General features: G+C 69.4%; 17 protein-coding genes and 3 tRNA genes. 15 read left to right on the top strand and 5 right to left on the bottom strand.

All coding sequences use genetic code 11. The annotated features are described in order from the left end of the window. Positions 1–38: 38 nt before the first annotated feature. From AB0P25_RS04445 to AB0P25_RS04405, 9 genes are all read left to right on the top strand, one after another. Complete coding sequence (locus tag AB0P25_RS04445) at positions 39–1,607, top strand: sulfatase-like hydrolase/transferase (RefSeq protein ID WP_363805621.1); 1,569 nt, start codon at positions 39–41, stop codon at positions 1,605–1,607. 5 nt (positions 1,608–1,612) lie between these two features. Further along, positions 1,613–2,422, top strand: coding sequence for a TRIC cation channel family protein (locus AB0P25_RS04440; protein ID WP_363805620.1), 810 nt, complete (start codon positions 1,613–1,615; stop codon positions 2,420–2,422). A gap of 206 nt (positions 2,423–2,628) precedes the next feature. After that, entirely contained in the window at positions 2,629–3,288 is a 660-nt protein-coding gene (locus AB0P25_RS04435; RefSeq protein WP_363805618.1) for a peptidoglycan-binding protein, read from the top strand. A gap of 6 nt (positions 3,289–3,294) precedes the next feature. Further along, entirely contained in the window at positions 3,295–5,616 is a 2,322-nt protein-coding gene (locus tag AB0P25_RS04430) for a hypothetical protein (RefSeq protein WP_363805617.1), read from the top strand. Between the two features lie 91 nt (positions 5,617–5,707). Next, complete coding sequence (locus AB0P25_RS04425) at positions 5,708–6,481, top strand: SDR family oxidoreductase (protein WP_363805616.1); 774 nt, start codon at positions 5,708–5,710, stop codon at positions 6,479–6,481. Between the two features lie 113 nt (positions 6,482–6,594). Next, on the top strand, positions 6,595–8,859 hold the full coding sequence (locus tag AB0P25_RS04420) for a glycoside hydrolase family 3 N-terminal domain-containing protein (protein ID WP_363805615.1): 2,265 nt from the start codon (positions 6,595–6,597) through the stop codon (positions 8,857–8,859). A 72-nt stretch (positions 8,860–8,931) separates the two neighbouring features. Beyond that, positions 8,932–11,235, top strand: a complete 2,304-nt coding sequence (locus AB0P25_RS04415; protein ID WP_363805614.1) for an arylsulfatase — start codon at positions 8,932–8,934, stop codon at positions 11,233–11,235. Positions 11,236–11,250: 15 nt separating this feature from the next. Further along, positions 11,251–12,195 (top strand): HAD family hydrolase, encoded by a 945-nt coding sequence (locus tag AB0P25_RS04410; protein WP_363805613.1) that lies wholly within the window; start codon positions 11,251–11,253, stop codon positions 12,193–12,195. 79 nt (positions 12,196–12,274) lie between these two features. Beyond that, entirely contained in the window at positions 12,275–14,617 is a 2,343-nt protein-coding gene (locus tag AB0P25_RS04405) for an arylsulfatase (RefSeq protein ID WP_363805612.1), read from the top strand. Positions 14,618–14,669: 52 nt separating this feature from the next. Here the strand turns inward: AB0P25_RS04405 and AB0P25_RS04400 are convergent. From AB0P25_RS04400 to AB0P25_RS04390, 3 genes are all read right to left on the bottom strand, one after another. Continuing rightward, a tRNA-Phe gene (locus AB0P25_RS04400) sits at positions 14,670–14,745 on the bottom strand. Between the two features lie 60 nt (positions 14,746–14,805). After that, positions 14,806–14,882, bottom strand: a tRNA-Asp gene (locus AB0P25_RS04395). Between the two features lie 45 nt (positions 14,883–14,927). Continuing rightward, positions 14,928–15,000, bottom strand: a tRNA-Glu gene (locus tag AB0P25_RS04390). A gap of 371 nt (positions 15,001–15,371) precedes the next feature. On the opposite strand from AB0P25_RS04390, the gene AB0P25_RS04385 reads away from it, so the two are divergent. Next, positions 15,372–16,634 (top strand): peptidoglycan DD-metalloendopeptidase family protein, encoded by a 1,263-nt coding sequence (locus AB0P25_RS04385; protein ID WP_363805610.1) that lies wholly within the window; start codon positions 15,372–15,374, stop codon positions 16,632–16,634. Continuing rightward, positions 16,627–17,934 carry an NlpC/P60 family protein gene (locus AB0P25_RS04380; protein ID WP_363805609.1) on the top strand — a complete coding sequence of 436 codons (1,308 nt, stop codon included), beginning with the start codon at positions 16,627–16,629 and terminating at the stop codon, positions 17,932–17,934. The genes AB0P25_RS04385 and AB0P25_RS04380 overlap by 8 nt, the downstream gene beginning before the upstream one ends. 79 nt (positions 17,935–18,013) lie before the next feature. Here the strand turns inward: AB0P25_RS04380 and AB0P25_RS04375 are convergent, their stop codons facing one another. Continuing rightward, entirely contained in the window at positions 18,014–18,505 is a 492-nt protein-coding gene (locus AB0P25_RS04375; RefSeq protein ID WP_064109921.1) for an inorganic diphosphatase, read from the bottom strand. 43 nt (positions 18,506–18,548) lie between these two features. Between AB0P25_RS04375 and tilS the strand changes: the two genes are divergently transcribed. Both tilS and hpt read left to right on the top strand, forming a co-directional pair. Continuing rightward, positions 18,549–19,637, top strand: coding sequence for a tRNA lysidine(34) synthetase TilS (gene tilS / locus AB0P25_RS04370; protein WP_363805607.1), 1,089 nt, complete (start codon positions 18,549–18,551; stop codon positions 19,635–19,637). Between the two features lie 17 nt (positions 19,638–19,654). Next, positions 19,655–20,206 (top strand): hypoxanthine phosphoribosyltransferase, encoded by a 552-nt coding sequence (gene hpt / locus AB0P25_RS04365; protein ID WP_363805606.1) that lies wholly within the window; start codon positions 19,655–19,657, stop codon positions 20,204–20,206. Here the strand turns inward: hpt and AB0P25_RS04360 are convergent. Next, positions 20,197–20,751 carry a TetR family transcriptional regulator gene (locus tag AB0P25_RS04360; protein WP_363805605.1) on the bottom strand — a complete coding sequence of 185 codons (555 nt, stop codon included), beginning with the start codon at positions 20,749–20,751 and terminating at the stop codon, positions 20,197–20,199. The genes hpt and AB0P25_RS04360 overlap by 10 nt on opposite strands. Positions 20,752–20,826: 75 nt before the next feature. On the opposite strand from AB0P25_RS04360, the gene AB0P25_RS04355 reads away from it, so the two are divergent. Both AB0P25_RS04355 and ftsH read left to right on the top strand, forming a co-directional pair. Next, the gene (locus AB0P25_RS04355) at positions 20,827–21,732 is read left to right on the top strand and encodes an alpha/beta hydrolase (RefSeq protein ID WP_363805604.1); all 906 of its coding nucleotides are present in this window, start codon (positions 20,827–20,829) and stop codon (positions 21,730–21,732) included. 99 nt (positions 21,733–21,831) lie between these two features. Then, positions 21,832–23,835 (top strand): ATP-dependent zinc metalloprotease FtsH, encoded by a 2,004-nt coding sequence (gene ftsH, locus AB0P25_RS04350; RefSeq protein ID WP_363805603.1) that lies wholly within the window; start codon positions 21,832–21,834, stop codon positions 23,833–23,835.

The raw sequence follows: 23,835 nt of genomic DNA, 5'->3' as shown, positions 1-23,835 counted from the left end.
ATACCCACAACGACGCAACGGAAAAGCGAGGCAGGGACATGGCCGATGACAAGCAGCCCAACATCGTGGTCTTCTTCTGGGACAACTTCGGCTGGGGCGAGCTCGGATGCTACGGGGGCGGTGTGCTGCGCGGTGCCCCGACGCCGCGCATCGACGCGCTCGCCGGAGAAGGGCTGAAGCTCCTCAACTTCAACGTGGAGTCGCAGTGCACGCCCAGCCGGTCGGCCCTTCTCACCGGCCGTCACCCCATCCGATCGGGCACGCAGACCGTCGACGTCACCGGCGGAGCGGACGGCATGACCCAGTGGGAGGTGACCAGCGCGAGGGCGCTCTCCGACGCCGGCTATGCGACCGGGATGTGGGGCAAGTGGCACCTCGGCAGCGACCCGGAGGCGCGCAGCCCCATCGACTTCGGTTTCGACGAGGCGGTGTGGTCGCCGCGCACGGCGGACGAGGTGCTGTGGACGACGCAGTCCTACTTCCCGAACGGCACGGTGACGGCGGCGCCGTACACGGGTCCGCTCGAGATCCCGCTGGAGTACGAGCCGATCTACTCGCGCAGGAAGGGCGAGCAGCACGAGGTCGTCGGCACGTACGACGCCGACTTCCGCGCCGGCTTCGACCGCAAGATCACCGAGTGGGCGATCGACTTCATGCGCCGGTCGCACGACGAGGGGAAGCCGTTCTACACCTACCTGCCCTACACGCAGGTCCACATCCCGCCCATCCCGGACCCGGAGTATGCAGGCACGACGAAGCACGGCAATTGGGCCGACATCCTCACCCAGATGGACGACTTCACCGGGAGGATCCTCGACGAGCTGGATGCGCTCGGCATCGCCGACGACACCATCGTGGTGTGGGCGTCCGACAACGGCGGCGACTCCACCTACAAGCTGCCGGCGAGCGACCCCGATCCGCTGGGCGGTCAGTGGGACGGGTTCTCCGGCATCTGGCGCGGCTCGCTGTTCACCACGCTCGAGGGCTCCAACCGGACGCCGTGCATCATCCGCTGGCCGGGAAAGGTGCCTGCGGGGCGGGTCAGCAACGAGCTCGTGCACGAGGTGGACCTGTTCTCGACACTGGTGCTCGCGGGCGGCGGCACCCTGCCCGCCGACCGGAAGATCGACGGGATGGACATGCGCGACTTCCTGCTCGGCGACGCCGGGGAGTCGGGACGCGACGTCGTCCTGCACATGAACGGCAACCGGCTGCAGGCCATCAAGTGGCACCAGTGGAAGATCCACCTCTTCCAGCAGGACGACTTCTACTCCACGTGGTCGGCGCTGGCCACGCCGAACCTGTTCAACCTGGAGTGGGACCCGCGGGAGGAGCACCAGGTCGACTTCCCGCACGCCTGGGTCGTGCACCCCATGGCTGCGGCCGCGGCGGCCTTCCTCAAGTCGCTGGCGATGGAACCGCCCATCAAGCCGGGCACGCCCGACCCGTACACGCCGCCGAAGCCGGGGGAGCTCGTGCCTCAGGAGCACCTGCAGATCGGGCCGATCGTGCAGTACGTCACCACCCTGCATCCGGCGAACCCGGCGACCGTCGACGTGAAGGACCACCAGCCCGATCACGGCATCTCCCATCACGCGGGGGCGTGAGGGTCATGCTCGAGCAGGTGGTCACGGCATCCACGATCGATGTCGGCGGGTGGAAGTTCTTCGGCGACTTCACCACCCTCGACCTGATCGCCGCGTCGACCAACGCCCTCAACGGCGCCCTGCTCGCCCGGCGCCCCGATCACTACAAGAACTTCACGGTGGTCGGGGTGCTGGGAATGGCGCTGCTGATGGGCCTCGGCGGCGGCATCACGCGGGACATCATCGTCAACCAGGTGCCCGGTGCGCTCAGCAACCCCGCGTACATCACGCTCGCGCTGATCTTCGGCATCATCGGGTACCTGATCGCCTACGGTCAGGGGCAGCTGTTCCGCGAGGGTGTGTTCCAGTTCTTCACCTCGTTCTCGCTACCGCTCTATGCGATCGTCGGCGCGCAGAAGGGCGAGTCGGTCGGATTGCCGATCCTCGGCGTCCTCGCGCTCGCGGTGATCGGCCCGACGGCCGGACGGTGGTACGTGGATGTGTCGAGCGGGGTGACGCCGAAGCACTTCATCCAGGGGGAGTGGTTCGTCAGCATCGCAGCCCTCACCGGCATCATCTGGATCATCTGCACCGCGCTCGGGCTGAACACCTGGTGGGCTGCGGGGATCTCCTTCGTGATCGGGTACGTGCTGCGCATGATGGCGCTCTACTTCGGCTGGGAGGAGCCGCTCGCCAAAGAGCCCGCCGGCGTCTACAAGCACAACGACGGCAGACCCCTGCTCGGGCGGAAGATCGCGGGCAAGTCGGAGCGCGAGCTCCGCGACCTCGGGCTGGTGGTGGAGGCGGACGGCCCCGCGGCGGGACGGGGGGCGTAGCGGCGATTCCGCGTCATCGGACCGGGACGGCCTCGCCGGTCGCCCATGCTGCGGGCATACCGCTGGGCCAGCGGCAATATCACGGAATCGCGCGCTGGTGAACGGTCTTTCCCCGCCGCATACCGCGGGTACGTTTCCCGTCGTCAACGCGCAGCGCGCCGCTGCGCTCGGAGGGCGCGCGCCGCGCGCCGGAAACGGAGCCGTAGATGAACGACGAGACCGCCAACGACCTCCAGCCTCTCTCCGCGGACGAGCTCGCGGCCGAGGGCGTCACGCCTCTGCCGGACAAGGAGGTGGCCTCCATCCTCGATCTGAACGCTGACCTCAACCTCGGGCTCGGCCTCGTCGCGCCGGTCGACCTGGGCGTCGCAGCGAACGCGAACGTCGCCGCTCCGATCGAGGCGTCCGCGGGTGCGAACGTCCTCTCGGCCGGATCGACCGCCGTCGCGGGCGCCGATCAGTCCGCGGCCATCCAGCAGGGCATCGACGCCGATGCGGTCGCCAACTCGCACCAGGTCAGCGACATGGCGCCCGCCGCCGACACGACCACGGCGCCGGCGCCGAGCGCTGGGACGGCTGTCCCAGGCTCGATCACCGACGGCAGCCTCCTCAACGTTGACATCAACGCCGCCGCCGACGCCCACATCGCGGCGCCGATCAACGGTGCGGTCGCGGCGAACGCGAACGTGGCGGCGCCGATCGACGCGAGCGTCGCGGCGAACATCGGCTCCATCGACAGCCAGGCCGCAGCCGTCTCGCACCAGGACGCGGTCATCAACCAGAACATCACCGGCTCGGCCGATGCGACGGCGGGCCAGGAGTCGTCCATCGGCGAGACGCCGGCGCAGGCGCCGACGCAGCCGTAACCGAGCGTGACCGTCACACCGGATTCCCCGGTCGCAGCGGGGGAGGCGCACCAGCCCGCCGACACCGCCGATTCCGCCGGGCCTGCGCGGCTCTCCGAGGTCCCGGTCCGCGCGTCGGGCGTCGAGCTCATCGGCGCGATGCGCGGCTCCGGGTACCGGGAGCCGCCGTCGCTTGCGCGTCGCGGCGACGGCCAGACGCTCCAGCTCACGCCACTGCTGTTCGCCGTCCTGGATGAGGTGGACGGGCGGAGCGATCTCCGCGAAATCGCGGACCGCGTGACCGCGCGCACGGGCCGACTGGTGCGTCCAGAGGACGTCGCCCAGTTGATCGACGCCTCCCTGCGCCCGCTCGGACTGCTGACCCGCGCCGACGGAACCGAACCGGAGGTGAAACGGTCGGACCCGCTTCTCGGGCTGCGTTTCCGCACGCAGATCGCCGACCCGGCCATCACCCGGCGCGTGACCACGCCGTTCTCGCGGCTGTTCCATCCGCTCGTCGTCATCCCGGTGGTCGCCCTGTTCGTGGCCGCCTGCTGGTGGCTGCTGATGGTCGAGGGCCTGGCTGCGGCCACGTATCACGCGTTCCAGGACCCCGGTGTGCTCCTCCTGGTGGTCGCGGTGACCGTGCTCTCGGCCGCGTTCCACGAGTTCGGCCACGCGGCCGCCGCACGGTACGGCGGCGCCACGCCGGGCCGGATGGGCGCGGGCCTCTACCTGTTCTGGCCGGCGTTCTTCACCGATGTGACCGACTCCTACCGGCTGGGTCGCGCCGGGCGGGTGCGGACCGACCTGGGCGGCCTGTACTTCAACGCCATCGTCGCCGTCATCATCGTCGGCATCTGGTGGGCGACCCGGTGGGATGCGCTCCTGCTGGTCGTCCTCACGCAACTGCTGCAGATGGTCCACCAACTGCTGCCGACGATGCGTTTCGACGGGTACCACGTGCTCGCGGACCTGACCGGGGTCCCCGACCTGTTCCAGCGCATCAAGCCGACGCTCCTCGGGCTGCTGCCCTGGCGGTGGGGGCGGCCCGAGTCGCGGACGCTCCGGCCGTGGGCGCGCGCGGTGGTCTGCGTCTGGGTGCTCGTGGTGGTCCCGCTGCTCCTGTTCTCGCTCGTGATGATGGTGCTCACCCTTCCGCGCGTCGTCGCCACCGCGGCCGTGGCGATCGCCGAGCGCGTCCAGCTGCTGGGCGCCGCGTTCGGTCGGGGCGACATCGGCGCCGGGATGGCGCAGTGCGTGCTGATCGCGGCCGTCGCACTTCCCATCCTCGGCACCCTGTACATCCTCTCCCGCCTCTCGCGTTCGGGCCTGACTCGGCTCTGGACCGGGACGCGCGGGCGGCCGGGCCGTCGCGCTGCCGCCGGGGCGCTCGTGCTCGCCATGGTCGGCGGCCTCGCGTTCGCGTGGTGGCCGTCCCCGCACGCGTACCGCCCGATCCAGTCGTACGAGCGCGGGACGATCTCCGACATCCTGAGCCCCGCCTCCCGCTCGGAGCGCATCGCCGCCGGCTCCGCGGGCGAACTGCAGACCATCTGGCCCGCGGGCGCGGCCCGGCCGACCGCGGACCATCCGCAGCTCGCGACGGTGCTCATCCCCCGGGACGGCACCTCCCCGTCGTGGGTGTTCCCCTTCAGCAAGCCGGCTCCACCGAAGCCCGGCGACAACCAGGCGCTCGCGGTCAACACCACGGACGGTTCGGTGCTCTACGACGTCGCCTTCGCGCTCGTGTGGGTGACCGGAGGCCAATCGGCCCTGAACACGAACTCCGCCTACGCCTTCGCCGATTGCTCGGGCTGCACCACGGTCGCCGTGGGGTTCCAGGTCGTGCTCGTCGTGGGTCAATCCGACGTGGTCATCCCGCAGAACCTCGCCGTCGCGGCCAACTACGGCTGCGTGGACTGCGTGACGGCGGCGGTCGCCCACCAGCTCGTCCTGACGGTCGACGCCATGCCCGATGCGCAGACCCTCGCGAAGCTGAACGCGCTCTGGGCCGAGATCATGGCCTACTCGAAGACGATCGAAGGCCAGTCGCTGACCGATGTGCAGGCGCAGCTCCTGGCGTACGAGCAGCAGCTCAAAGCGATCGTCGGTCAGGACCCGTCCGCCACGCCGGCCGGCGGCGCGCCCGCATCGCCCGGTCCGGGTGCCACGCAGGCTCCGCAGCCGACGTCGTCGGGGCAGCCCCGGCCCGAGGATGGTCCGACACCGGGTCCGACGGCCACGCCCTTGCCCGCACCTGTGCAGACGACGGCGCCCTCGGACGCACCGACTCCCGAGCCTTCGACCCAGCCGACCGAGACCCCGACGCCGCTCCCGACTCCCTAGGTCTGGCCGCCCTGCCGTTCGCGTGATCGGGCCTAGGCAGCCGGGGGCGCTGGGGGCCATCATTCGAACGTGATCCCGCCAAGGAGGCGTCATGTTCATAGATCTCACCCGCAAGCGCGCTCTGATCACCGGGTCCACCGCAGGAATCGGCCTGGCCATCGCAGAGGTGCTGCAGCAGGCCGGCGCGGACGTGATCGTGAACGGACGCAATCCCGGCCGGGTGGCCGAGGTGGCCGACCGGCTCGGTGTCACCGGTGTCGCCGCCGATGTCGGTACCGCTGACGGTGCGCAGCAGCTCATCGAACAGGTCCCGGATGTGGACATCCTCGTCAACAACGCCGGGGTCTTCGTCGCGGAGCCCGTGTTCGAGATCGACGACGACGGCTGGCGTCGGATCTTCGAGCTGAACGTCCTCTCCGGTGTCCGACTCACGCGCCACTACGCACCCCGGATGGCCGAGCGGGGGCGCGGCCGGGTCATCTTCATCAGCAGCGAGGCCGGGGTGCAGCCTCCGACCAACATGGTCCATTACGGCATGAGCAAGACCGCGCAGCTCGCCATCTCCCGCGGCTTCGCGCAGGAGCTCGCCGGCAGCGGGGTCACGGTGAACAGCGTCCTGGCGGGCCCGACGATGAGCGAGGGCGTTCTCGCGATGTGGGACGACATCTATCCCGGACTCAGCCGCGAGGAGCAGGAAGCGCGCTTCGTCGAGGAGGGGCGCGCGGCGGGATCCCTGCTCGGCCGCGTCATCCGCCCGGTCGAAGTGGCCAACATGGTCACCTACCTGGCATCCGACCAGGCCTCGGCCACGACCGGCCGGTCGCTCGGCGTCGATGGCGGGCTGGTGCCGACCATCGTGCCGTGAGGCGTGCGCGGCGGATGCCGCACCTATCGCGCGACCGCCGCGACTGCTAATCTCGCCCGCAATCCGGCAACGGCGCTGAGTGCACGAGTTCCGATCCTCGCAAGGAGCCGAACGTGAACATCCGGATGCATCCCCGCACGATCGCGGCCACGGCCGCCGCACTCGTCGGCGCCGCCCTCATCGTGGGAGTCCCCATGTCGGCGCACGCGGCGCCCCTCCCGTACCAGGATCCCAGCAAGAGCGTTCCGACGCGGGTCGCCGACCTCCTGGGCCGGATGACGCTCGACGAGAAGATCGGCCAGATGACCCTCATCGAACGGCGCTGGCTGTCCGACGACGGACTCGCGAGCGGCATGATCGGCGCCGGCTTCTCGGCGGGCACCTCGGCGCCGGCGAGCAACAGGGTCGCCGGCTGGGAGGACATGTACGACGGCTTCCAGCGGGCCGCCCTGCGCAACCGCCTCGGCATCCCGATGCTCTACGCGATGGATGCCGTGCACGGCGCGGGCAACGTGCACGGCGCGACGATCTTCCCGCACAACATCGGTCTCGGCGCGACGCACGACCCGGCGCTCGTCCAGCGGATCGGCCACGCCGTCGCCCAGGAGGTCAGCGCGCTCGGCATCGACATGAACTTCGCGCCGACGGTGGCCGTGGTCCGGAACGACCGCTGGGGTCGCACCTACGAGTCGTTCGGCGAGGATCCCGCCCTGGTCTCGTCGATGACGACCATGGTGACCGGCGAGCAGGGCTCGTCGCTGTCGGCCCCGGACTCCGTGCTGGCGCTGACCAAGCACTTCGTCGGCGACGGCGGGACGACCGGGGGCGTCGACCGCGGGAACACGCAGCTGAGCGAGGCCCAGCTGCGCGCCATCCACCTGCCGCCCTTCCAGGAGGCCGTGCGACGCGGCGTCTCGGCGGTGATGGTGAGCTATTCGAGCTGGAACGGCGCTCGTCTCCATGGCGACACGTACCTGCTCACCGACGTGCTGAAGAAGGAGCTCGGCTTCTCGGGCATCCTCGTCTCCGACTACGGCGGGGTCGACTACCTGGACGGCGACAAGACCACCCTCTCCGCCTACGACGTGCGCACGGCGGTCAACGCGGGGATCGACCTCGTCATGGTGCCGGACGAGTACTCGCACTTCCACGCCGAGCTCGTCGCCGAGGTCCACGCCGGCCGCGTCTCGCGGGCTCGCATCGACGACGCCGTCTCGCGCATCTTGACCAAGAAGTTCCAGAAGGGGCTGTTCGAGCACCCCTTCGCCGACCGGTCCCTGGCCGGCCAGGTCGGCTCGGCCGCGCACCGCGCGCTCGCACGCCAGGCCGTCGCCGAATCGACCGTTGTGCTCAAGAACGACCGAGGCCTCCTGCCGTTGCCGAGGAGCGCGAGCAAGGTGTTCGTCGCCGGAACCGGCGCGAACGACATCGGTCAGCAGTCAGGCGGCTGGACCATGGGCTGGCAGGGGTCCCTCGGCCCCATCGAACCGGGCACGACGATCCTCGGCGGCATCCGCGCCGCCGTGTCTCCGGGGACCACCGTCACCTACTCGCGCGACGGGTCCGGCATCGACCAGAGCTACCACGACGCCGTGGTCGTGGTCGGCGAGAAACCGTACGCGGAGTTCGAAGGGGACGACACCGGCGACATGCGGCTGAGCGCGTCGGACCGTGCACTGATCGACCGCGTCACCGCCTCCGGTGTCCCCGTGACGCTCGTGATGCTGAGCGGCCGTCCGCTCGACATCGACGAGCAGATCGGGTCCGTCCGCGCCGCCGTCGAGGCCTGGCTGCCGGGCACCGAGGGCGCGGGGATCGCGGACGTGCTCTACGGTGCGGTGCCGGCAACGGGAACGCTGCCCGTCACCTGGATGCACGACGCCGGCCAGCAGCCGATCAACGCGGGTGACGGACAGAACGCCCTCTTCTCCGCGGGCTACGGACTCCACCCGACGACCGGGCAGTCGGCGTACGACACGATCGGCGCGGTTAACTACGACGACCAGCGGGGGACCGCGACCGAGAACTGCGCCGACTCGGCGTGCGGCCGGGCCCTCGCCCACCTCGCAGACGGCGACTTCGCCGGCTGGTTCGACGTCGAGTTCGGGAGCACGGCCCCGGCATCGGTGTCCGTGCGCCTGGCGTCCGGCGCGACCGCCACGGGGACGATCGAGGTGCGCACGGGATCCCCGGCGGGCCCGGTACTCGCCCGCATCCCGGTCTCGTCGACGGGTGGATGGCAGAACTGGGTGACGAGGACCGCCCGCCTCGCTCTCGCACCGACCGGCACGGACCGCGTCTACCTCCGCTTCGTCGGCGCAGGGACGGGGACGGCGAACGAATTCGTCAACGTGAACTGGCTGGTGTTCTCCCGCTGAGGTCTCTAGCCAGCGTCGGGGAGGCCGCTTTAGCATGTGCGCGCCCGAGCAGCTGAGCCGAGGAGGCCCCCGATGAGCGCTGGTGATTCTCTCCCGTTCCCCCCGACGCCGTCCGCCAGCGTCGCAGGGCGCACCTTGGCCGACTCGACCTACTCGCCCCGGATCGTGCCGCGCCGGCTCTCGGACGATGCGCCGAACATCCTGGTGGTGCTGATCGACGACGCAGGGCCGGGCCTACCGGACACGTTCGGCGGCGAGGTGCACACCCCGGCTCTCACACGCGTGCTGGAGAACGGGATCGGCTTCAACCGCTTCCACACGACCGCCATGTGCTCGCCCACCCGGGCCTCTCTGCTGACCGGGCGGAACCACCACCGCATCGGGAACGGTCAGATCGCGGAGCTCGCCAACGACTGGGACGGCTACGCGGGGGAGATCCCGGCGAGCAGTGCGTTGTGCGCGCGGGTGCTCGCCGAGTACGGGTACGCGACCGCCGCCTTCGGCAAGTGGCACAACACGCCCGCCCTGGAGACCAGCGCCGCCGGCCCGTTCCACAACTGGCCGTCCGAGCAGGGGTTCGAGTACTTCTACGGCTTCCTGGCGGGCGAGGCGTCGCAGTATGAGCCCAATCTGGTGCGCAACACGACGCTCGTCCCCCCGCCGAAGACGGCCGAGGAGGGGTACCACCTCAGCGCGGACCTCGCGGACGACGCCATCCACTGGCTGCGCAACCAGCGCGCGCTGCAGCCCGACAAGCCCTTCTTCCTGTACTGGGCGTCGGGCTGCCTGCACGGCCCGCACCAGGTGATGCGGGAGTGGGCGGACAAGTACGCCGGACGGTTCGACGACGGCTGGGACGCCTACCGGGAGCGGGTCTTCACACGGGCCAAGGAGCTGGGCTGGATCCCGCCGGAGACGGAGCTGACGCCGCGCGACGAGACCATGCAGGCCTGGGAGGACGTGCCGACCGAGGAGCGCGCGTTCCAGACGCGGCTGATGGAGGTCGCCGCCGGCTTCGCCGAGTACACCGACGTGCAGGTCGGACGTCTCCTCGACGAGCTCGACGAGCTCGGCTACGGCGAGAACACGATCGTCATGTACGTCTGGGGCGACAACGGCTCGTCCGCCGAAGGGCAGAACGGCACGATCAGCGAGCTGCTGGCGCAGAACGGCATCCCGTCCACGGTGCCCATGCACATCGCGGCCCTCGACGAGCTCGGCGGGCTCGACGCGCTGGGGACACCGAAGGTCGAGAACCAGTACCACTCGGCCTGGGGCTGGGCGGGCAGCACCCCGTACAAGGGCACCAAGCTGCTGGCATCTCATCTGGGTGGAACGCGGAACCCGCTGGTCATCTCCTGGCCGGCACGCGTCGCACCCGACCAGCGTCCGCGGGCGCAGTTCACGCACGTCGTCGACGTCGTGCCGACGATCTACGAGCTCGCCGGCATCGCGCCGCCGCGCACCGTGGACGGCGTCGTGCAGGAGCCGATGGACGGCGTCAGCTTCGCGGACGCCCTGCTCGACGCCGACGCGCCCGCCCACCACCGCACCCAGTACTTCGAGATCATGGGCAGCCGGGCCATCTACCACGACGGGTGGATGGCCTCCGCGTTCGGGCCGCGCATCCCCTGGCTCCCCGGCCTCCCGCCCGGCATCGCGGAATGGACGCCGGACCACGACGTGTGGGAGCTCTACAACCTCGACGAGGACTGGAGCCAGGCCCACGACCTCGCCGACGCCGAGCCGGAGAAGCTCGCGCAGCTCCGCGAGCTGTTCGCGATCGAGGCGGCGAAGAACAGCGTCTTCCCGGTCGGCGGAGGCCTCTGGGTCCCGGTGTTCCACCCGGAGCTGCGCATCTCGAGCCCGTACCGGGAGTGGACGTTCACGGGCGACATCGTCCGGATCCCGGAGTTCGGCGCACCCGCACTCGGCAACCGCGCCAACGTGGTCGAGATCGACGCGACCGTGCCCGAGGATGCCGACGGCGTCCTCTACTCCCTCGGCGGCACCGGCGGCGGGCTGGTCTGCTACCTCGACGGCGGCCACCTCGTCTACGAGTACAACCTGTTCCTCATCCAGCGCACGGTCCTCCGCTCCGAGCGCCCGGTCGCGCCCGGCCCCGTGAAGCTCACGGTCGAGACATCGGTCCTGGAGCCACGACCCGCGTCGCCGCTGGCGATCACGGTCAGGGAGGGCGACGACGAGTTGGTCAGCGGCGTCGTTCCGGTCAGCGCCCCGCTCATCTTCACCGCCAACGACTGCCTCGACATCGGACGCTCGCTCGGCGGACCGGTGTCCCCGGCCTTCGCCGACCGCATCCCCTTCGCCTTCACCGGCGCGATCGACCGGGTGAGGATCCGGTACACGTCCTAGCAAAGGTGCCAGTCCATGACAGACAACAGCAGCGAACTCGGATCGAGAATCCTTCCCTCGTGGAGGGACGGCTCCACTCGACGAGCGATCGTGGACTTCGTCGAGTCAGTCGCTGGGGACGGCGACGGCGCCGTTCCCGTCGAGGAGCGCGTCGCCGTGTTCGACAACGATGGGACGCTGTGGACCGAGAAGCCGATGCCGACGCAACTGCATTTCATCGTGCAGCAATGGGTGGCCGCGGCGCGCGCCGACCCGTCGCTTGCGGAGAACGAGCCCTACCGATCGGTCGCCGCCCAAGACTTCTCGTGGCTGGGCGCCGCAATCGACAAGCACTACGCCGGCGACGACGCCGACCTTCACCTGATCATCGCCGCGCTGTTGAAACTGACCGCGGGGATGAGCGTCGTGGAATACGAGAGCGACGTAGACGAGTTCTACCGGACCGCTCAGCATCTGACCTTGGGCCGCCCCTACAGCAGCGTGGTCTACCAGCCGATGGTGGAGCTGCTGCGATACCTGGAGGCCAACGGCTTCACCTGCTACATCGTGTCGGGTGGCGACCGGGACTTCATGCGGCCGATGACGGTCGCGAACTATGGCATCCCGCCGGAGCGTGTCATCGGCTCTGCCGTCGGTCTCGAGTATGCGGACGGCGAGGTGCGCTACGGCACCACCTTCGGCTTCCTCGACGACGGGCCCGAGAAGCCCGTGCGCATCTGGAGCAGGATCGGCCGGCGTCCGCTCGTGGCGGTCGGTAACTCGAACGGCGACGTGCCGATGCTGCGCTACGTGCAGAAGCACCCTCGCAGCCTCAGCCTCCTGATCCATCACGACGACGACACCGGCCGCGGTGATCTGCCGTACGACAAGGGTGCCGAGGAGGCGCTCGCGTCCGCCGACGCCGACGGCCTCACGGTCGTGAGCGTGAGAGACGACTGGGCCAGCGTGTTCCCCGCGTGAATGTCACCGCGATCGGGCCTGGTGCGGGCGGGACGCGTCGGATGAGAATGAGCGCGTCAACCGACTGGGGGTTATAACAATGACTGTTCCGTTCAAAGGCGTCGTCAATCTCGACATCACGAAATCGACTCCGGACTGGGGTCCGTACGCGCAGCCGTCGGCGCCGGAAGGCGCGCCCAATGTGCTCTACATCGTGCTCGACGATGTCGGATTCTCGGCGATGGAGCCGTTCGGCGGTCTCATCGCGACACCGAACATCAACCGCATCGCCGAGGCCGGACTCACGTACACCAACTTCCACACTACGGCGCTCTGCTCGCCGACCCGCTCCTGCCTGCTCACGGGCCGCAACCACACCACGAACAGCATGGGCAGTATCACGGAGGCGGCGGCAGGATTCCCGAACTCGAGCGGTCACATCCCGTTCGAGTGCGGGAACGTGGCCGAGGTGCTGGGGGAGCGCGGATGGAACACCTATGCCGTCGGCAAGTGGCACCTCACGCCCGAGGACGAGATGAATCTTGCGTCCGTGCGTCGCCAGTGGCCGCTGGGCCGCGGGTTCGAGAGGTTCTACGGCTTCCTCGGGGCAGAGACCAACCAGTGGTACCCCGATCTCGTCCATGACAACCACCCGGTCGAGCAGCCGGCCACACCGGAGGAGGGCTACCACTTCAGTGTCGACATCACGGACAAGGCGCTCGCGTTCGTCCGCGACGCCAAGGCGGTCGCCCCCGAGAAGCCGTTCCTGCTTTACTTCTGCCCGGGTGCGACGCACGCCCCGCATCACGCGCCGAAGGAGTGGGCCGACCGTTACGCGGGGAAGTTCGACATGGGCTATGAGGCGTATCGCGAGGAGGTCTTCCAGCGCCAGCAGGCGCTCGGCGTCCTCCCGGAGAACGCGGAACTGTCCCCGATCAATCCATACGCCGACCGCACCAGCTCGACCGGAAAGCCGTGGCCCGAGCTCGACACCGTGCGTCCGTGGGATTCCTTGAACGACGACGAGAAGCGGCTCTTCGCGCGCATGGCCGAGGTCTATGCGGGTTTCCTCAGCCACATCGACGACCAGATCGGACGTCTCCTCGACTACCTGGAAGAGAGCGGTCAGCTCGACAACACGCTGATCGTCCTGGTCTCCGATAATGGCGCGTCCGGTGAAGGCGGCCCCAACGGCTCCGTCAACGAATCGAAGTTCTTCAACGGCATCCCGGACAGCATCGAGGACAACCTGAAGTACCTCGACGTGCTCGGCAGCCCGCTGACCTACAACCACTACCCCACAGGCTGGGCGTGGGCTTTCAACACCCCGTTCAAGCTGTGGAAGCGGTACTCGAACTTCGAAGGAGGGACGGCCGATCCGATGATCGTGTCCTGGCCCGCCAAGATCGCCGAACGCGGGAGCCGTCGCCAGTACACGCACGCCATCGACATCGTGCCGACGATCTACAACTGCCTCGGGATCGAACCGCCGGAGACGCTGAAGGGGTACACGCAGTTCCCGATCGAGGGGGTCCCCTTCGACGAGACGTTCGCAGACGCGACCGCCGAGACGGGGAAGCACTCGCAGTTCTACTCGATGGGTGGGACGCGAGCCCTCTGGCGCGACGGCTGGAAGGCCGTAGCGGTCTCGCCCTCCGCCCCGGATGCCTGGGCGGATTACGAGGCGCAGGACTGGGAGCTCTACGACACGACGGCCGACCCGAGCGAGGTGCACGACGTCTCGGCCGAGCATCCCGAGCTCCTGCAGGAGCTCATCTCGCTGTGGTGGGTGCAGGCCGGGATGTACAAAGCCCTGCCGTTGGAGAACCGCAACGCGGTCGAGATCCTCGGCACCCAGCGTCCCCAGATCGCCAAGCCGAGGAGCCGTTATGTGTTCTATCCCGGCAGCTCGGAGGTGCCCGAAGCCGTTGCGCCGAACCTCCGCAGCCGGTCGTACACGATCGCCGCTCAGGTGGACATCCAGAGCCCGGATGCGAGCGGCGTGCTGTTCTCGCACGGCGCCCGCTTCGGCGGCCACGCCCTCTACATCAAGGGCGGCCGGTTGAAGTACGTCTACAACTTCGTGGGGATGGACGAGCAGATCGTCGAATCCGACCGCGTCGTCCCGCAGGGGAGCATCGTCCTGTCGGCCAGCTTCGACATGACTCCCGGCACCATGCCCGCGGAGGGAACGCTCACCCTTCACATCGGCGAGGATGCGGTCGGCTCGGCGACGATCAAGACGCAGCCAGGCAAGTTCTCCATCGCCGGGGAGGGACTCAACGTGGGCAAGGACACCGCCGAACCGGTCACCGCCGACTACGCGGGAGAGTCGCCGTGGCCGTTCACCGGGGGCGTCATCCACCGTGTCGCGATCGACGTCAGCGGTGAGCCGTTCGTCGACCTCGCACAGGAGGCGGCGATGGCGTTCGCCCGCGACTGACTGAGACGCCGACAAAGAACCCCCGGATTCCGCTGGAATCCGGGGGTTCTCTTGGTGGCTCCGACCGGCATCGATCCGGTGACCTTTCGATTTTCAGTCGAACGCTCTACCAACTGAGCTACAGAGCCAGGGGATGCTCTCGCATCCACCTAGACGGAAGCCCTTCCGAGTGGAAGGGCTTGTCGCCGTGGCGACCCTGACGGGACTTGAACCCGCGACCTCCGCCGTGACAGGGCGGCACGCTAACCAACTGCGCTACAGGGCCTCGATGTGTTGCTTTTTGAATTGTAGTGGACGACCCGTTGGACCGTGACCCCAACGGGATTCGAACCCGTGCTACCGCCGTGAAAGGGCGGCGTCCTAGGCCGCTAAACGATGGGGCCGGATCGTCTCCGGGGGCTTTCGCTCCCGTTGACCACCGACGCACAAGCATACGGAAGGTTCCGCGTTAATGCGAATCGGGGTCGGATCCCGGGCGGGTCGGCGGCGGTTGACCGCTTCCGGGCCGTTTTCGGGCCGCTCGCAGGTTCGCGCAACGCCACCGGGAAATCCCGCGGACGCCTCCGTCGGCCACGTAGTCTGCGGCCCAGGCGGTCCCCCGGCTGCCCGCGTGAGAGCACGCCCCGACCACTGTCCGAGCGCCTTTTCTCGGGGCGTTCGAACCCCATGTTGCTAGAGTGGCGCATGTTGACAGCGGGACCTGTGTGACTTGTGCGACCAGAGTGGATGCGGAAGCGAGCGGGTCGGTAACCCTATGAGACGCGAAACGAGCCCCCCGACCTCCCCGAGCGGCAACCGCCGCCGGGCGGTGCGCGCTGCCCTCGCCGGCCTGGTCGTCGCAGTGGTCACCACCGTCGGCGCCGTCGCCGCTCCGGCCTACGCCGACAACTATCCGTCCTGGCAGGACGTGCAGAACGCCAAGGCGAACGAGGGAGCCGCGTCCGCGCAGGTGAACCGCATCAACGGCCTCATCGCCCAGCTCAAGCAGGAGGTCGCCGACACGCAGGCCGCCGCGATCAAGCGTGGCCAAGAGCTCGAGGCGGCGCAGGCGGCGCTCGACAAGGCGACGATCGAACTCCTCAACCTGGAGACGCAGGCCGCCGCGAGCAAGAAGAAGGCCGACGACGCGAGCACGCAGGCGGGCAAGCTCGCCGCTCAGCTCTACCGCACCGGTGGCCGTAATCTGACCGCCAACCTCTTCATCAGCGGCAACAACGCGACCTCGACGAGTCCGGAGAAGCTGCTCAACGACCTGGGCAGCATGTCCAAGCTCGTGGAGCAGTCCAACAAGGTCTACACGGACGCGAAGTCCGCTCAGAACACCGCCAAGGCGCTCGCCCAGCAGGCCGACGAGAAGAAGGCGGAGCGCGAGAAGCTGCGCGTCGCCGCCGAGGCCGCCATGCAGGCCGCGATCGCGGCGGCGAAGGCGGCGCAGGACAAGCTCGCCGAGCAGCAGAAGCAGATCGTGATCATGCAGGCGCAGCTCGCCGCGCTCAAGGACGCCACCGCCAAGACGGTGGCCGGCTACGAGGCCGGCGTCGCCGCCGCCGCTGCCGCAGCCGCGGCGCGCGGTTCGGGTGGACTGCCGGGCGGCTACGTCGGACCGCAGGGGTGGGCCGTCCCCGCCGCCGGCCCCATCACGGACGGCTTCGGCGCGCGTCCGTCGCCGGGCGGCGTCGGCAGCACCTACCACCTCGGCATCGACATCGGCGCCTCCTGCAACGCGCCCATCTACGCGGCCCACGAGGGCACCGTCATCTACGCGGGCCCCAACGGCAGCTACGGCAACTTCGTGCTGCTCGACAACGGCAGCGCCGTGAAGACCGGCTACGCCCACATCCGCAACGGCGGCATCCTCGTCGGCATCGGCCAGCATGTCGGTGCGGGCCAGCCGATCGCCCGGGTCGGAACGACCGGCGCCTCGACCGGCTGCCACCTGCACTACGAGGTCCGCATCAACGACGTAAAGATCGACGGCATCCCGTTCATGAGAGATCGGCAGGCACCCCTTGGCTAGCGACAACGAGAAGATCAGCCGGGTGCGCCCGGGCCTCGCCATCGGCGCGGGCGTGATGGGCGCGGTCACCGCATCCATCGGCATCGTCGCGCCCGCGCAGGCGGTCGACTACCCGTCGTGGAACGATGTGCAGCAGGCGAAGAACAACGTCGCGAACCAGCAGGCGATGATCGACAACATCACCCAGCTGATCAGCGGTCTGCAGTCGAGCGTGGATGCGGCGCGCGTGGCATCCGAGAAGGCGGCGGAGGCTTACTTCCAGGCCAAGGACGCGCTGACCGAGGCGACCGCGAAGGCCGACGACCTGCAGAAGCAGGCCACAGAGGCGGCCTCCAAGGCGAAGACCTCGAAGATGCGGGCGGGCCTTCTCGCGTCGCACCTGGCCAAGTCCGGCGGCGGAGACGTCACCACGGACCTCATGCTCAAGGGCGGCGGCTCGGGATCGGCTGCCGACAAGCTGCTGTTCCAGCTCGGCACGATGAGCAAGCTCACGGAGCAGTCGAAGGCCGTCTACGAACAGGCCACGAAGGACAAGAACACCGCCGACGCGCTGACCGCCCAGGCCAAGGCGGCCAAGACGGAGCGGTCGAAGCTCGCCGACGAAGCCGACAAGGCGCTCGCAGCCGCTCAGGATGCGCAGGCCAAGGCGCAGGCGGCCCTCGCGACCCAGCAGCAGAAGTCCACCGAGCTGGTCGCTCAGCTGGCGACGCTGAAGAACACCTCGGCGCAGACCGAAGCGGCTTACCTCCAGGGCGAGCAGGTGAAGGCGCAGCAGGAGGCGGCGCGCAAGGCCGCCGAGGCGGCCGCGGCCGCTGCTGCTGCGGCGGCCGCCGCCAACCAGCCCCCCGCGTCCTCCGGCGGCGGAGGCTCGGCGCCCGCGTCCGGCGGCGGCTCGGCTCCCGCAGCCCCCGCAGCCCCGAACGGCAACGTGGTCGACACGGCGATCTCCTATGCCCGCGCCCAGCTGGGCAAGCCGTACATCTTCGGCGGAGAGGGCCCCGTCGGCTACGACTGCTCGGGCCTCACGATGAAGGCCTACGCGTATGCGGGCCTCTACATCGGCTCCCACTCGGTCAACAACCAGTACTACACGGCCGCGAACCGCGGCCAGCTGGTCTCGTACGGGGCGAAGCAACCGGGCGACCTCATCTTCTGGGGCGACGGTCCCGGCGACTTCTACCACGTCGGCATCTACATCGGCGGCGGCAAGATGATCGCCGCCCCCACCGAGGGCGACGTGGTCAAGATCCAGTACGTCTGGGGCTCCCCGTGGGGCCTCGTCGCGCGTCCCAGCGCCTGACCCCCGAGCCCGCGAGCACAGCAAAAACGCTCCCGATCGAGATGATCGGGAGCGTTTTTCCTGTGCTCGGGGCTGTGGCTCAGTGGCCCTCGGCGGCCAGCTTTGCGATGGCCTTCTGGACGAGGGAGTCCGCCTCCGCGGCGTCGCCCCAGCCCTCGATGTTGACGAACTTGCCCGGCTCGAGGTCCTTGTAGCGGGCGAAGAAGTGCTCGATCTCCTTGCGGGTCTGCTCCGGGATGTCGTTCACATCCTGGATGTGCTGCCAGCGCGGGTCCTTGTAGGGGACGGCGATGATCTTCGCGTCGCCGCCGGCCTCGTCGCTCATGTTCAAGACGGCGACCGGGCGGACCTTCACACCGACACCCGGGAACACCGGGTACTCGAGCAGCACCAGGGCGTCCAGCGGATCGCCGTCGTCGCCCAGGGTGTTCTCGAAGAAGCCGTAGTCGGTCGGGTAGACGAAGCTGGTGAACAGCACGCGGTCGAGGTACACGCGACCCGTCTCGTGGTCCACCTCGTACTTGTTGCGGCTCCCCTTGGGGATCTCGATGACGACGTCGTATTCGGCCATGCCGTGCTCCTTTGTGGTCGTGATTCCGCACTAACGTTACTAGGTGCCCCTCAACGGTTCGCCCGGTTCTCCGGGCTCCTCGGCCGATCAGCGCCGCCCCCGCCTGACCCCGGCGATCGCCGATGCGCGCCGCGCGGTCCGCTCGGCGCTCGCGGCCGCAGCATCCCTCCCTCCCGACCCGCACGACGACCACGGCCCCGCGCGTCCCGCGCCGCTCAGCCCGGATGCCCTTGTGCTGGTGGGCCTGAGCGGGGGAGCCGACTCGCTGGCGCTCGCCGCCGCGACCGCGTTCGAGGCTCCGCGCAACGGCGTCCGCGCCGGGGCGGTCATCGTCGACCACGGCCTGCAGCAGGGCTCCGACGCGGTCGCCGCGCGCGCCGCCGAGCAAGCGACCGCGCTCCGGCTGGATCCCGTGCTGGTTCGCCGCGTCGAGGTCCCGGCCGAGGGTGGCCCGGAGGGCGCCGCCCGCGCCGCCCGCCACGCCGCCTTCGATCGCGCGCTCACCGAGACCGGCGCCGAGCGCATCCTGCTCGCCCACACCCTCGACGACCAGGCCGAGACCGTCCTGCTCGGCCTCGCCCGCGGCTCCGGCCCGTCGAGCCTGCAGGGGATGCGCCCGGACACCGGCCGCCTGCTGCGGCCCTTCCTCGGCCTGCGTCGCTCCGCGACGCGCGCCTTCTGCGCCGACAGCCGCCTGGAGCCGTGGGCCGACCCGCACAATGACGACCCCTCCTACACGCGCGTGCGCGTGCGGAACACCGTGCTCCCCGTCCTGGAGCGCGAGCTCGGGCCCGGGGTCGCCGAAGCACTGGCCCGCACCGCCGAGCAGCTGCGCGAGGACGACGACGCCCTCGACGGCCTCGCCCTGGAGTGGGCGCAGGAGCTGGTCGGCCAGGCCGACGACGGCGCCGTCACGCTCGACGTCCGGGGTCTCGCCGCCGACCCGGCCGCCCTGCGCCAGCGCATCATCCGCCTCGTCGTCTCGGCCGAGTTCGGCGTCTCGCTCACCCGCGCCCATACCCTCGCCGTCGCCGCACTGATCACGGACTGGCACGGGCAGGGTCCGCTCGATCTGCCAGGCGTTAGAGTGGTCAGGCAGAACGGGCTGCTCAGTTTCCACCCCACCACCTGAAGGACAGCGCCTCCCCCATGGAACTCACGGACGTCGAGACCGACCTGACCGAGATTCTGATCACCGAGGAGCAGATCCGCTCCCGCATCTCCGAGCTGGCTCGCGACGTGGAGCGCGATTACGCAGGAAAGGATGTCCTGCTGATCGGCGTGCTCAAGGGCGCGGTCATGATCATGGCCGACCTGTCCCGCGAGCTCCGCATCCCGGTCACCATGGACTGGATGGCCGTCAGCTCCTACGGCAGCGGCACCCAGTCGAGCGGCGTGGTGCGCATCCTCAAAGACCTGGACACCGACCTCGGCGGCAAGACCGTGCTGATCGTCGAGGACATCATCGACTCGGGCCTGACGCTGTCCTGGCTGCTGTCGAACCTCCGCAGCCGCGGCCCCGAGTCGATCGAGATCTTCACCCTCCTGCGCAAGCCGGACGCGGCGCGCGTCGAGATCGACGTGAAGTACGTCGGCTTCGACATCCCGAACCAGTTCGTCGTCGGCTACGGGCTCGACTACGACGAGCGGTACCGCACGCTGCGCGGCGTGGGCATCCTGGCGCCTGCTGTCTACAGCTGAGGCTTCAGGGCGCGCACCGTCCGCTCGATCAGAGGCCGCACGGCGAGTTCAGGGTCGACCGTGATCCGGTGCAGGATCAGACCGTCGCAGAGCGCCATGAGCGCCCGCGTGGCTGACGGCGCATCGGGGATGCCGGCGGCCGACACCAACTGCTCCGTCCAGCGTTCGAACTCCCGACGTTGACCGCGCAGCACCGGACCGAGTTCGGCATCCGACGACAACTCCAAGAAGAGGGCGTAGCGCGCGCGGGTGCGCACGGCGTACCGGCCGGTCAGCAGTTCGATGAGCGTGCAGAGCCCGTCGACCAGACCGGTGTCGCCGGGAGCGACGGGAAAGTCGGAGGCGCCGAAGTCGGCCCGCTCGCCCTCGGCGATCCAGTCGACGACCCCGGCGAGCAGCGCCCGCCGTGTGCGGAACCAGTTCGACGTCGAGCCCGCGGGCAGGCCTGCGGCGGTGTCGACGCGCGCGTGACTCAGCGCCCGAACGCCGTCGGTGCCCAGCACGTCGACCGCAGCGTCGAGCGCGCGCTCCCTGGTCCCGGCCATTCCCTTTCCTCTCCTCGCGATCTACTATGAACCTTGTAGCACTACGAACGTAGTGCTCCCGCGAGGGGAGTCGCCATGGACACGCCCACCATCCGCGAGGTGGCCGCGGAATCATCCACCTGGTCCCCGCCACTGCCCCCGGCGTCCGGGTTCGAGCACATCGTCGTGGAGACCCCCGGTCTGCGGATGCACGTGGCCGTCCTGGGCGAGGGGGAGCCGGTCGTCCTGCTCCACGGATTCCCGGCCCACTGGTGGCAGTGGCGCGAGATCGCGCCGGTCATCGCGAACGCCGGGTACCGCGTGTACTGTCCGGACCTCCGCGGCACCGGGTGGACCACGGCCGACGACCCACGCATCGACCCGGAATCCCACCTCCGCGACCTGGTCGCCCTCCTCGACGCCCTCGGCATCCGGCGGGCGGACATCCTCGCGCACGACCTGGGCGCGATCGGGGCGAACCAGCTCGCCTACGCGCATCCTAAGCGGGTGCGGTCGCTGGTGCAGCTCTCCGTCCCTCCCTTCTTCATGCGCATGAGCCCGAAGGTCGCCTCGGGGTTCCGGCACATGCCGCGGCTGATCTGGCATCGCCGCGGCCGGTCGCTGGCCGGTCTGTTCGACCCCGGCCACATCGCGCACCCGCTGTCCGCCGAGACGATGGAGGCGTACCTCGCGCCGCTGAGCCGACCCGAGGTCGACGAGGCGGTGCGCCGGATCTTCCGCGGCATCGCCGTCCCGCTGTCCGGCCGGCTCGCCCGCGGCTACTACGCGCGGCAGCGGCTGCACCCACCGGACCTCACCGTCTTCGGCCGGCTCGACCATCCCTGGGACGAGGAGCGGATCCGTCGGCTGAGCGGCGACGTGACGCCCTACGCGGACCGCTACGAGTTCGCCTTCGTCGACGACGCCGCCCACTTCATCACGGACGACGCTCCCGACGAGGTCGCCGCCCTCGCGCTGGACTGGTTCGGCGCGAACCGCTAGGCCGCGCAGAGCCGCCGGAATCCCACGCCACAGCACGCAGACCGCCCAGAGCGAACACGCAGGCGGCCCACAGCGGCCAGGCGGTACTGTGGTCGCACCATGAACGTCAAGAAGATCTTCCGCGGCCCGATCCTGTACGTCGTGCTCGCGATCGTCGCGGTGTGGATCGGCTCGAGCCTGATCACGATGTCGGGGTTCAAGAGCGTGTCCACCCAGAAGGGCCTGGAATACCTCTCCCAGGACAAGGTGGCCAGCGCGAAGATCGTCGACGGTGAGAACCGCGTCGACCTGACGCTGAAGGAGCCGGACGGCAACCTCGGCGACCAGGTGCAGTTCTACTACGTCACGCCGCGCGGCCAGGACGTCGTGAAGGCGGTCGACGACGCCAACCTCCCCAAGGGCTACGACGACGAGGTTCCCCAGCCGAACTGGTTCGTCAACATCCTCGGCTTCCTGATACCGGCGCTGCTGATCGGCGTCTTCTTCTGGATCATGATCTCGGGCATGCAGGGCGGCGGCAACAAGGTCATGCAGTTCGGCAAGTCGCGGGCGAAGCTCGTCACGAAGGAGACCCCGAAGGTCACCTTCGACGACGTCGCCGGCTCGGACGAGGCCATCGAGGAGCTGCAGGAGATCAAGGACTTCCTGAAGGAGCCGGCCAAGTTCCAGGCGGTCGGCGCCCGCATCCCGAAGGGCGTGCTGCTGTACGGCCCTCCCGGCACCGGCAAGACGCTGCTGGCCCGCGCCGTCGCGGGTGAGGCCGGCGTCCCCTTCTACTCGATCTCGGGTTCGGACTTCGTCGAGATGTTCGTCGGCGTCGGCGCGAGCCGCGTCCGCGACCTGTTCCAGCAGGCCAAGGAGAACTCGCCGGCCATCATCTTCATCGACGAGATCGACGCCGTCGGCCGCCACCGCGGCGCCGGCCTGGGCGGCGGTCACGACGAGCGCGAGCAGACGCTGAACCAGCTCCTGGTGGAGATGGACGGCTTCGACCCGAAGACCAACGTCATCCTGATCGCGGCGACCAACCGCCCCGACATCCTCGACCCCGCGCTGCTGCGCCCGGGCCGCTTCGACCGCCAGATCGGCGTGGACGCGCCCGACCTGCTCGGCCGCAAGAAGATCCTCGAGGTGCACGGCCGCGGCAAGCCCCTGGCGGCGTCCGTCGACCTCGAGGTGCTGGCCCGCAAGACGCCGGGCTTCACCGGCGCCGACCTGGCCAACGTCCTCAATGAGGCCGCACTGCTCACCGCGCGTTCCAACGCGCAGCTGATCGACAACCGTGCGCTCGACGAGGCCGTGGACCGCGTGATCGCGGGTCCCCAGAAGCGCACCCGGGTCATGAAGGACCAAGAGAAGCTGATCACGGCGTACCACGAGGGCGGTCACGCGCTCGCTGCTGCAGCCATGCGCCACACCGACCCGGTGACCAAGATCACCATCCTCCCGCGCGGTCGCGCCCTCGGCTACACGATGGTGATGCCGCTGGAGGACAAGTACTCGGTCACCCGCAACGAACTGCTCGACCAGCTGACCTACGCGATGGGCGGCCGTGTCGCCGAGGAGATCGTGTTCCACGACCCGACCACCGGCGCCTCGAACGACATCGAGAAGGCGACCTCCATCGCCCGCAAGATGGTCACCGAGTACGGCATGAGCTCCGACATCGGATCGGTCAAGCTGGGCCAGGCGAACGGCGAGATGTTCCTCGGCCGCGACATGGGCCACCAGCGCGACTACTCCGAGCGGATCGCCGAGCGCGTCGACGCCGAAGTGCGCGAGCTCATCGAGAAGGCGCACGACGAGGCGTGGGAGGTGCTGAACGACAACCGCGCGGTCCTCGACCGCCTCGCGGCAGCGCTGCTCGAGCACGAAACCCTCGACCACAACCAGATCGCCGAGATCTTCGCCGACGTGAAGAAGCTGCCCGAGCGCCCGCAGTGGCTCTCCAGCGACAAGCGTCCGATCTCGGACGTTCCGCCCATCCCGTTCCCGAAGGCCCCGATCGACGCGGGCGCGGTGGACGGCGGGGTCGACTCCGAGCCGCCGGCGGCCAAGCCGAAGCGCTCGCCCGCCATCAAGCCGCGGCCGGCCACCGCCTAG

Source organism: Leifsonia sp. NPDC077715 (assembly GCF_040686855.1).
Classification (GTDB): Bacteria; Actinomycetota; Actinomycetes; order Actinomycetales; family Microbacteriaceae; genus Leifsonia.
Note: the sequence above shows the minus strand (reverse complement) of the source record. Positions and strands in the feature narration are given on the sequence as shown.

What these genes read in the sequence shown, in the direction of transcription:
- AB0P25_RS04375 (WP_064109921.1), bottom strand. Translation starts at nt 18,505, where the DNA reads ATGGCCGAATACGACGTCGTCATCGAGATCCCCAAGGGGAGCCGCAAC.
- AB0P25_RS04435 (WP_363805618.1), top strand. Translation starts at nt 2,629, where the DNA reads ATGAACGACGAGACCGCCAACGACCTCCAGCCTCTCTCCGCGGACGAG.
- hpt (WP_363805606.1), top strand. Translation starts at nt 19,655, where the DNA reads ATGGAACTCACGGACGTCGAGACCGACCTGACCGAGATTCTGATCACC.
- AB0P25_RS04360 (WP_363805605.1), bottom strand. Translation starts at nt 20,751, where the DNA reads ATGGCCGGGACCAGGGAGCGCGCGCTCGACGCTGCGGTCGACGTGCTG.
- ftsH (WP_363805603.1), top strand. Translation starts at nt 21,832, where the DNA reads ATGAACGTCAAGAAGATCTTCCGCGGCCCGATCCTGTACGTCGTGCTC.
- AB0P25_RS04425 (WP_363805616.1), top strand. Translation starts at nt 5,708, where the DNA reads ATGTTCATAGATCTCACCCGCAAGCGCGCTCTGATCACCGGGTCCACC.
- AB0P25_RS04410 (WP_363805613.1), top strand. Translation starts at nt 11,251, where the DNA reads ATGACAGACAACAGCAGCGAACTCGGATCGAGAATCCTTCCCTCGTGG.
- AB0P25_RS04440 (WP_363805620.1), top strand. Translation starts at nt 1,613, where the DNA reads ATGCTCGAGCAGGTGGTCACGGCATCCACGATCGATGTCGGCGGGTGG.
- AB0P25_RS04445 (WP_363805621.1), top strand. Translation starts at nt 39, where the DNA reads ATGGCCGATGACAAGCAGCCCAACATCGTGGTCTTCTTCTGGGACAAC.
- AB0P25_RS04385 (WP_363805610.1), top strand. Translation starts at nt 15,372, where the DNA reads ATGAGACGCGAAACGAGCCCCCCGACCTCCCCGAGCGGCAACCGCCGC.
- AB0P25_RS04405 (WP_363805612.1), top strand. Translation starts at nt 12,275, where the DNA reads ATGACTGTTCCGTTCAAAGGCGTCGTCAATCTCGACATCACGAAATCG.
- AB0P25_RS04355 (WP_363805604.1), top strand. Translation starts at nt 20,827, where the DNA reads ATGGACACGCCCACCATCCGCGAGGTGGCCGCGGAATCATCCACCTGG.
- AB0P25_RS04415 (WP_363805614.1), top strand. Translation starts at nt 8,932, where the DNA reads ATGAGCGCTGGTGATTCTCTCCCGTTCCCCCCGACGCCGTCCGCCAGC.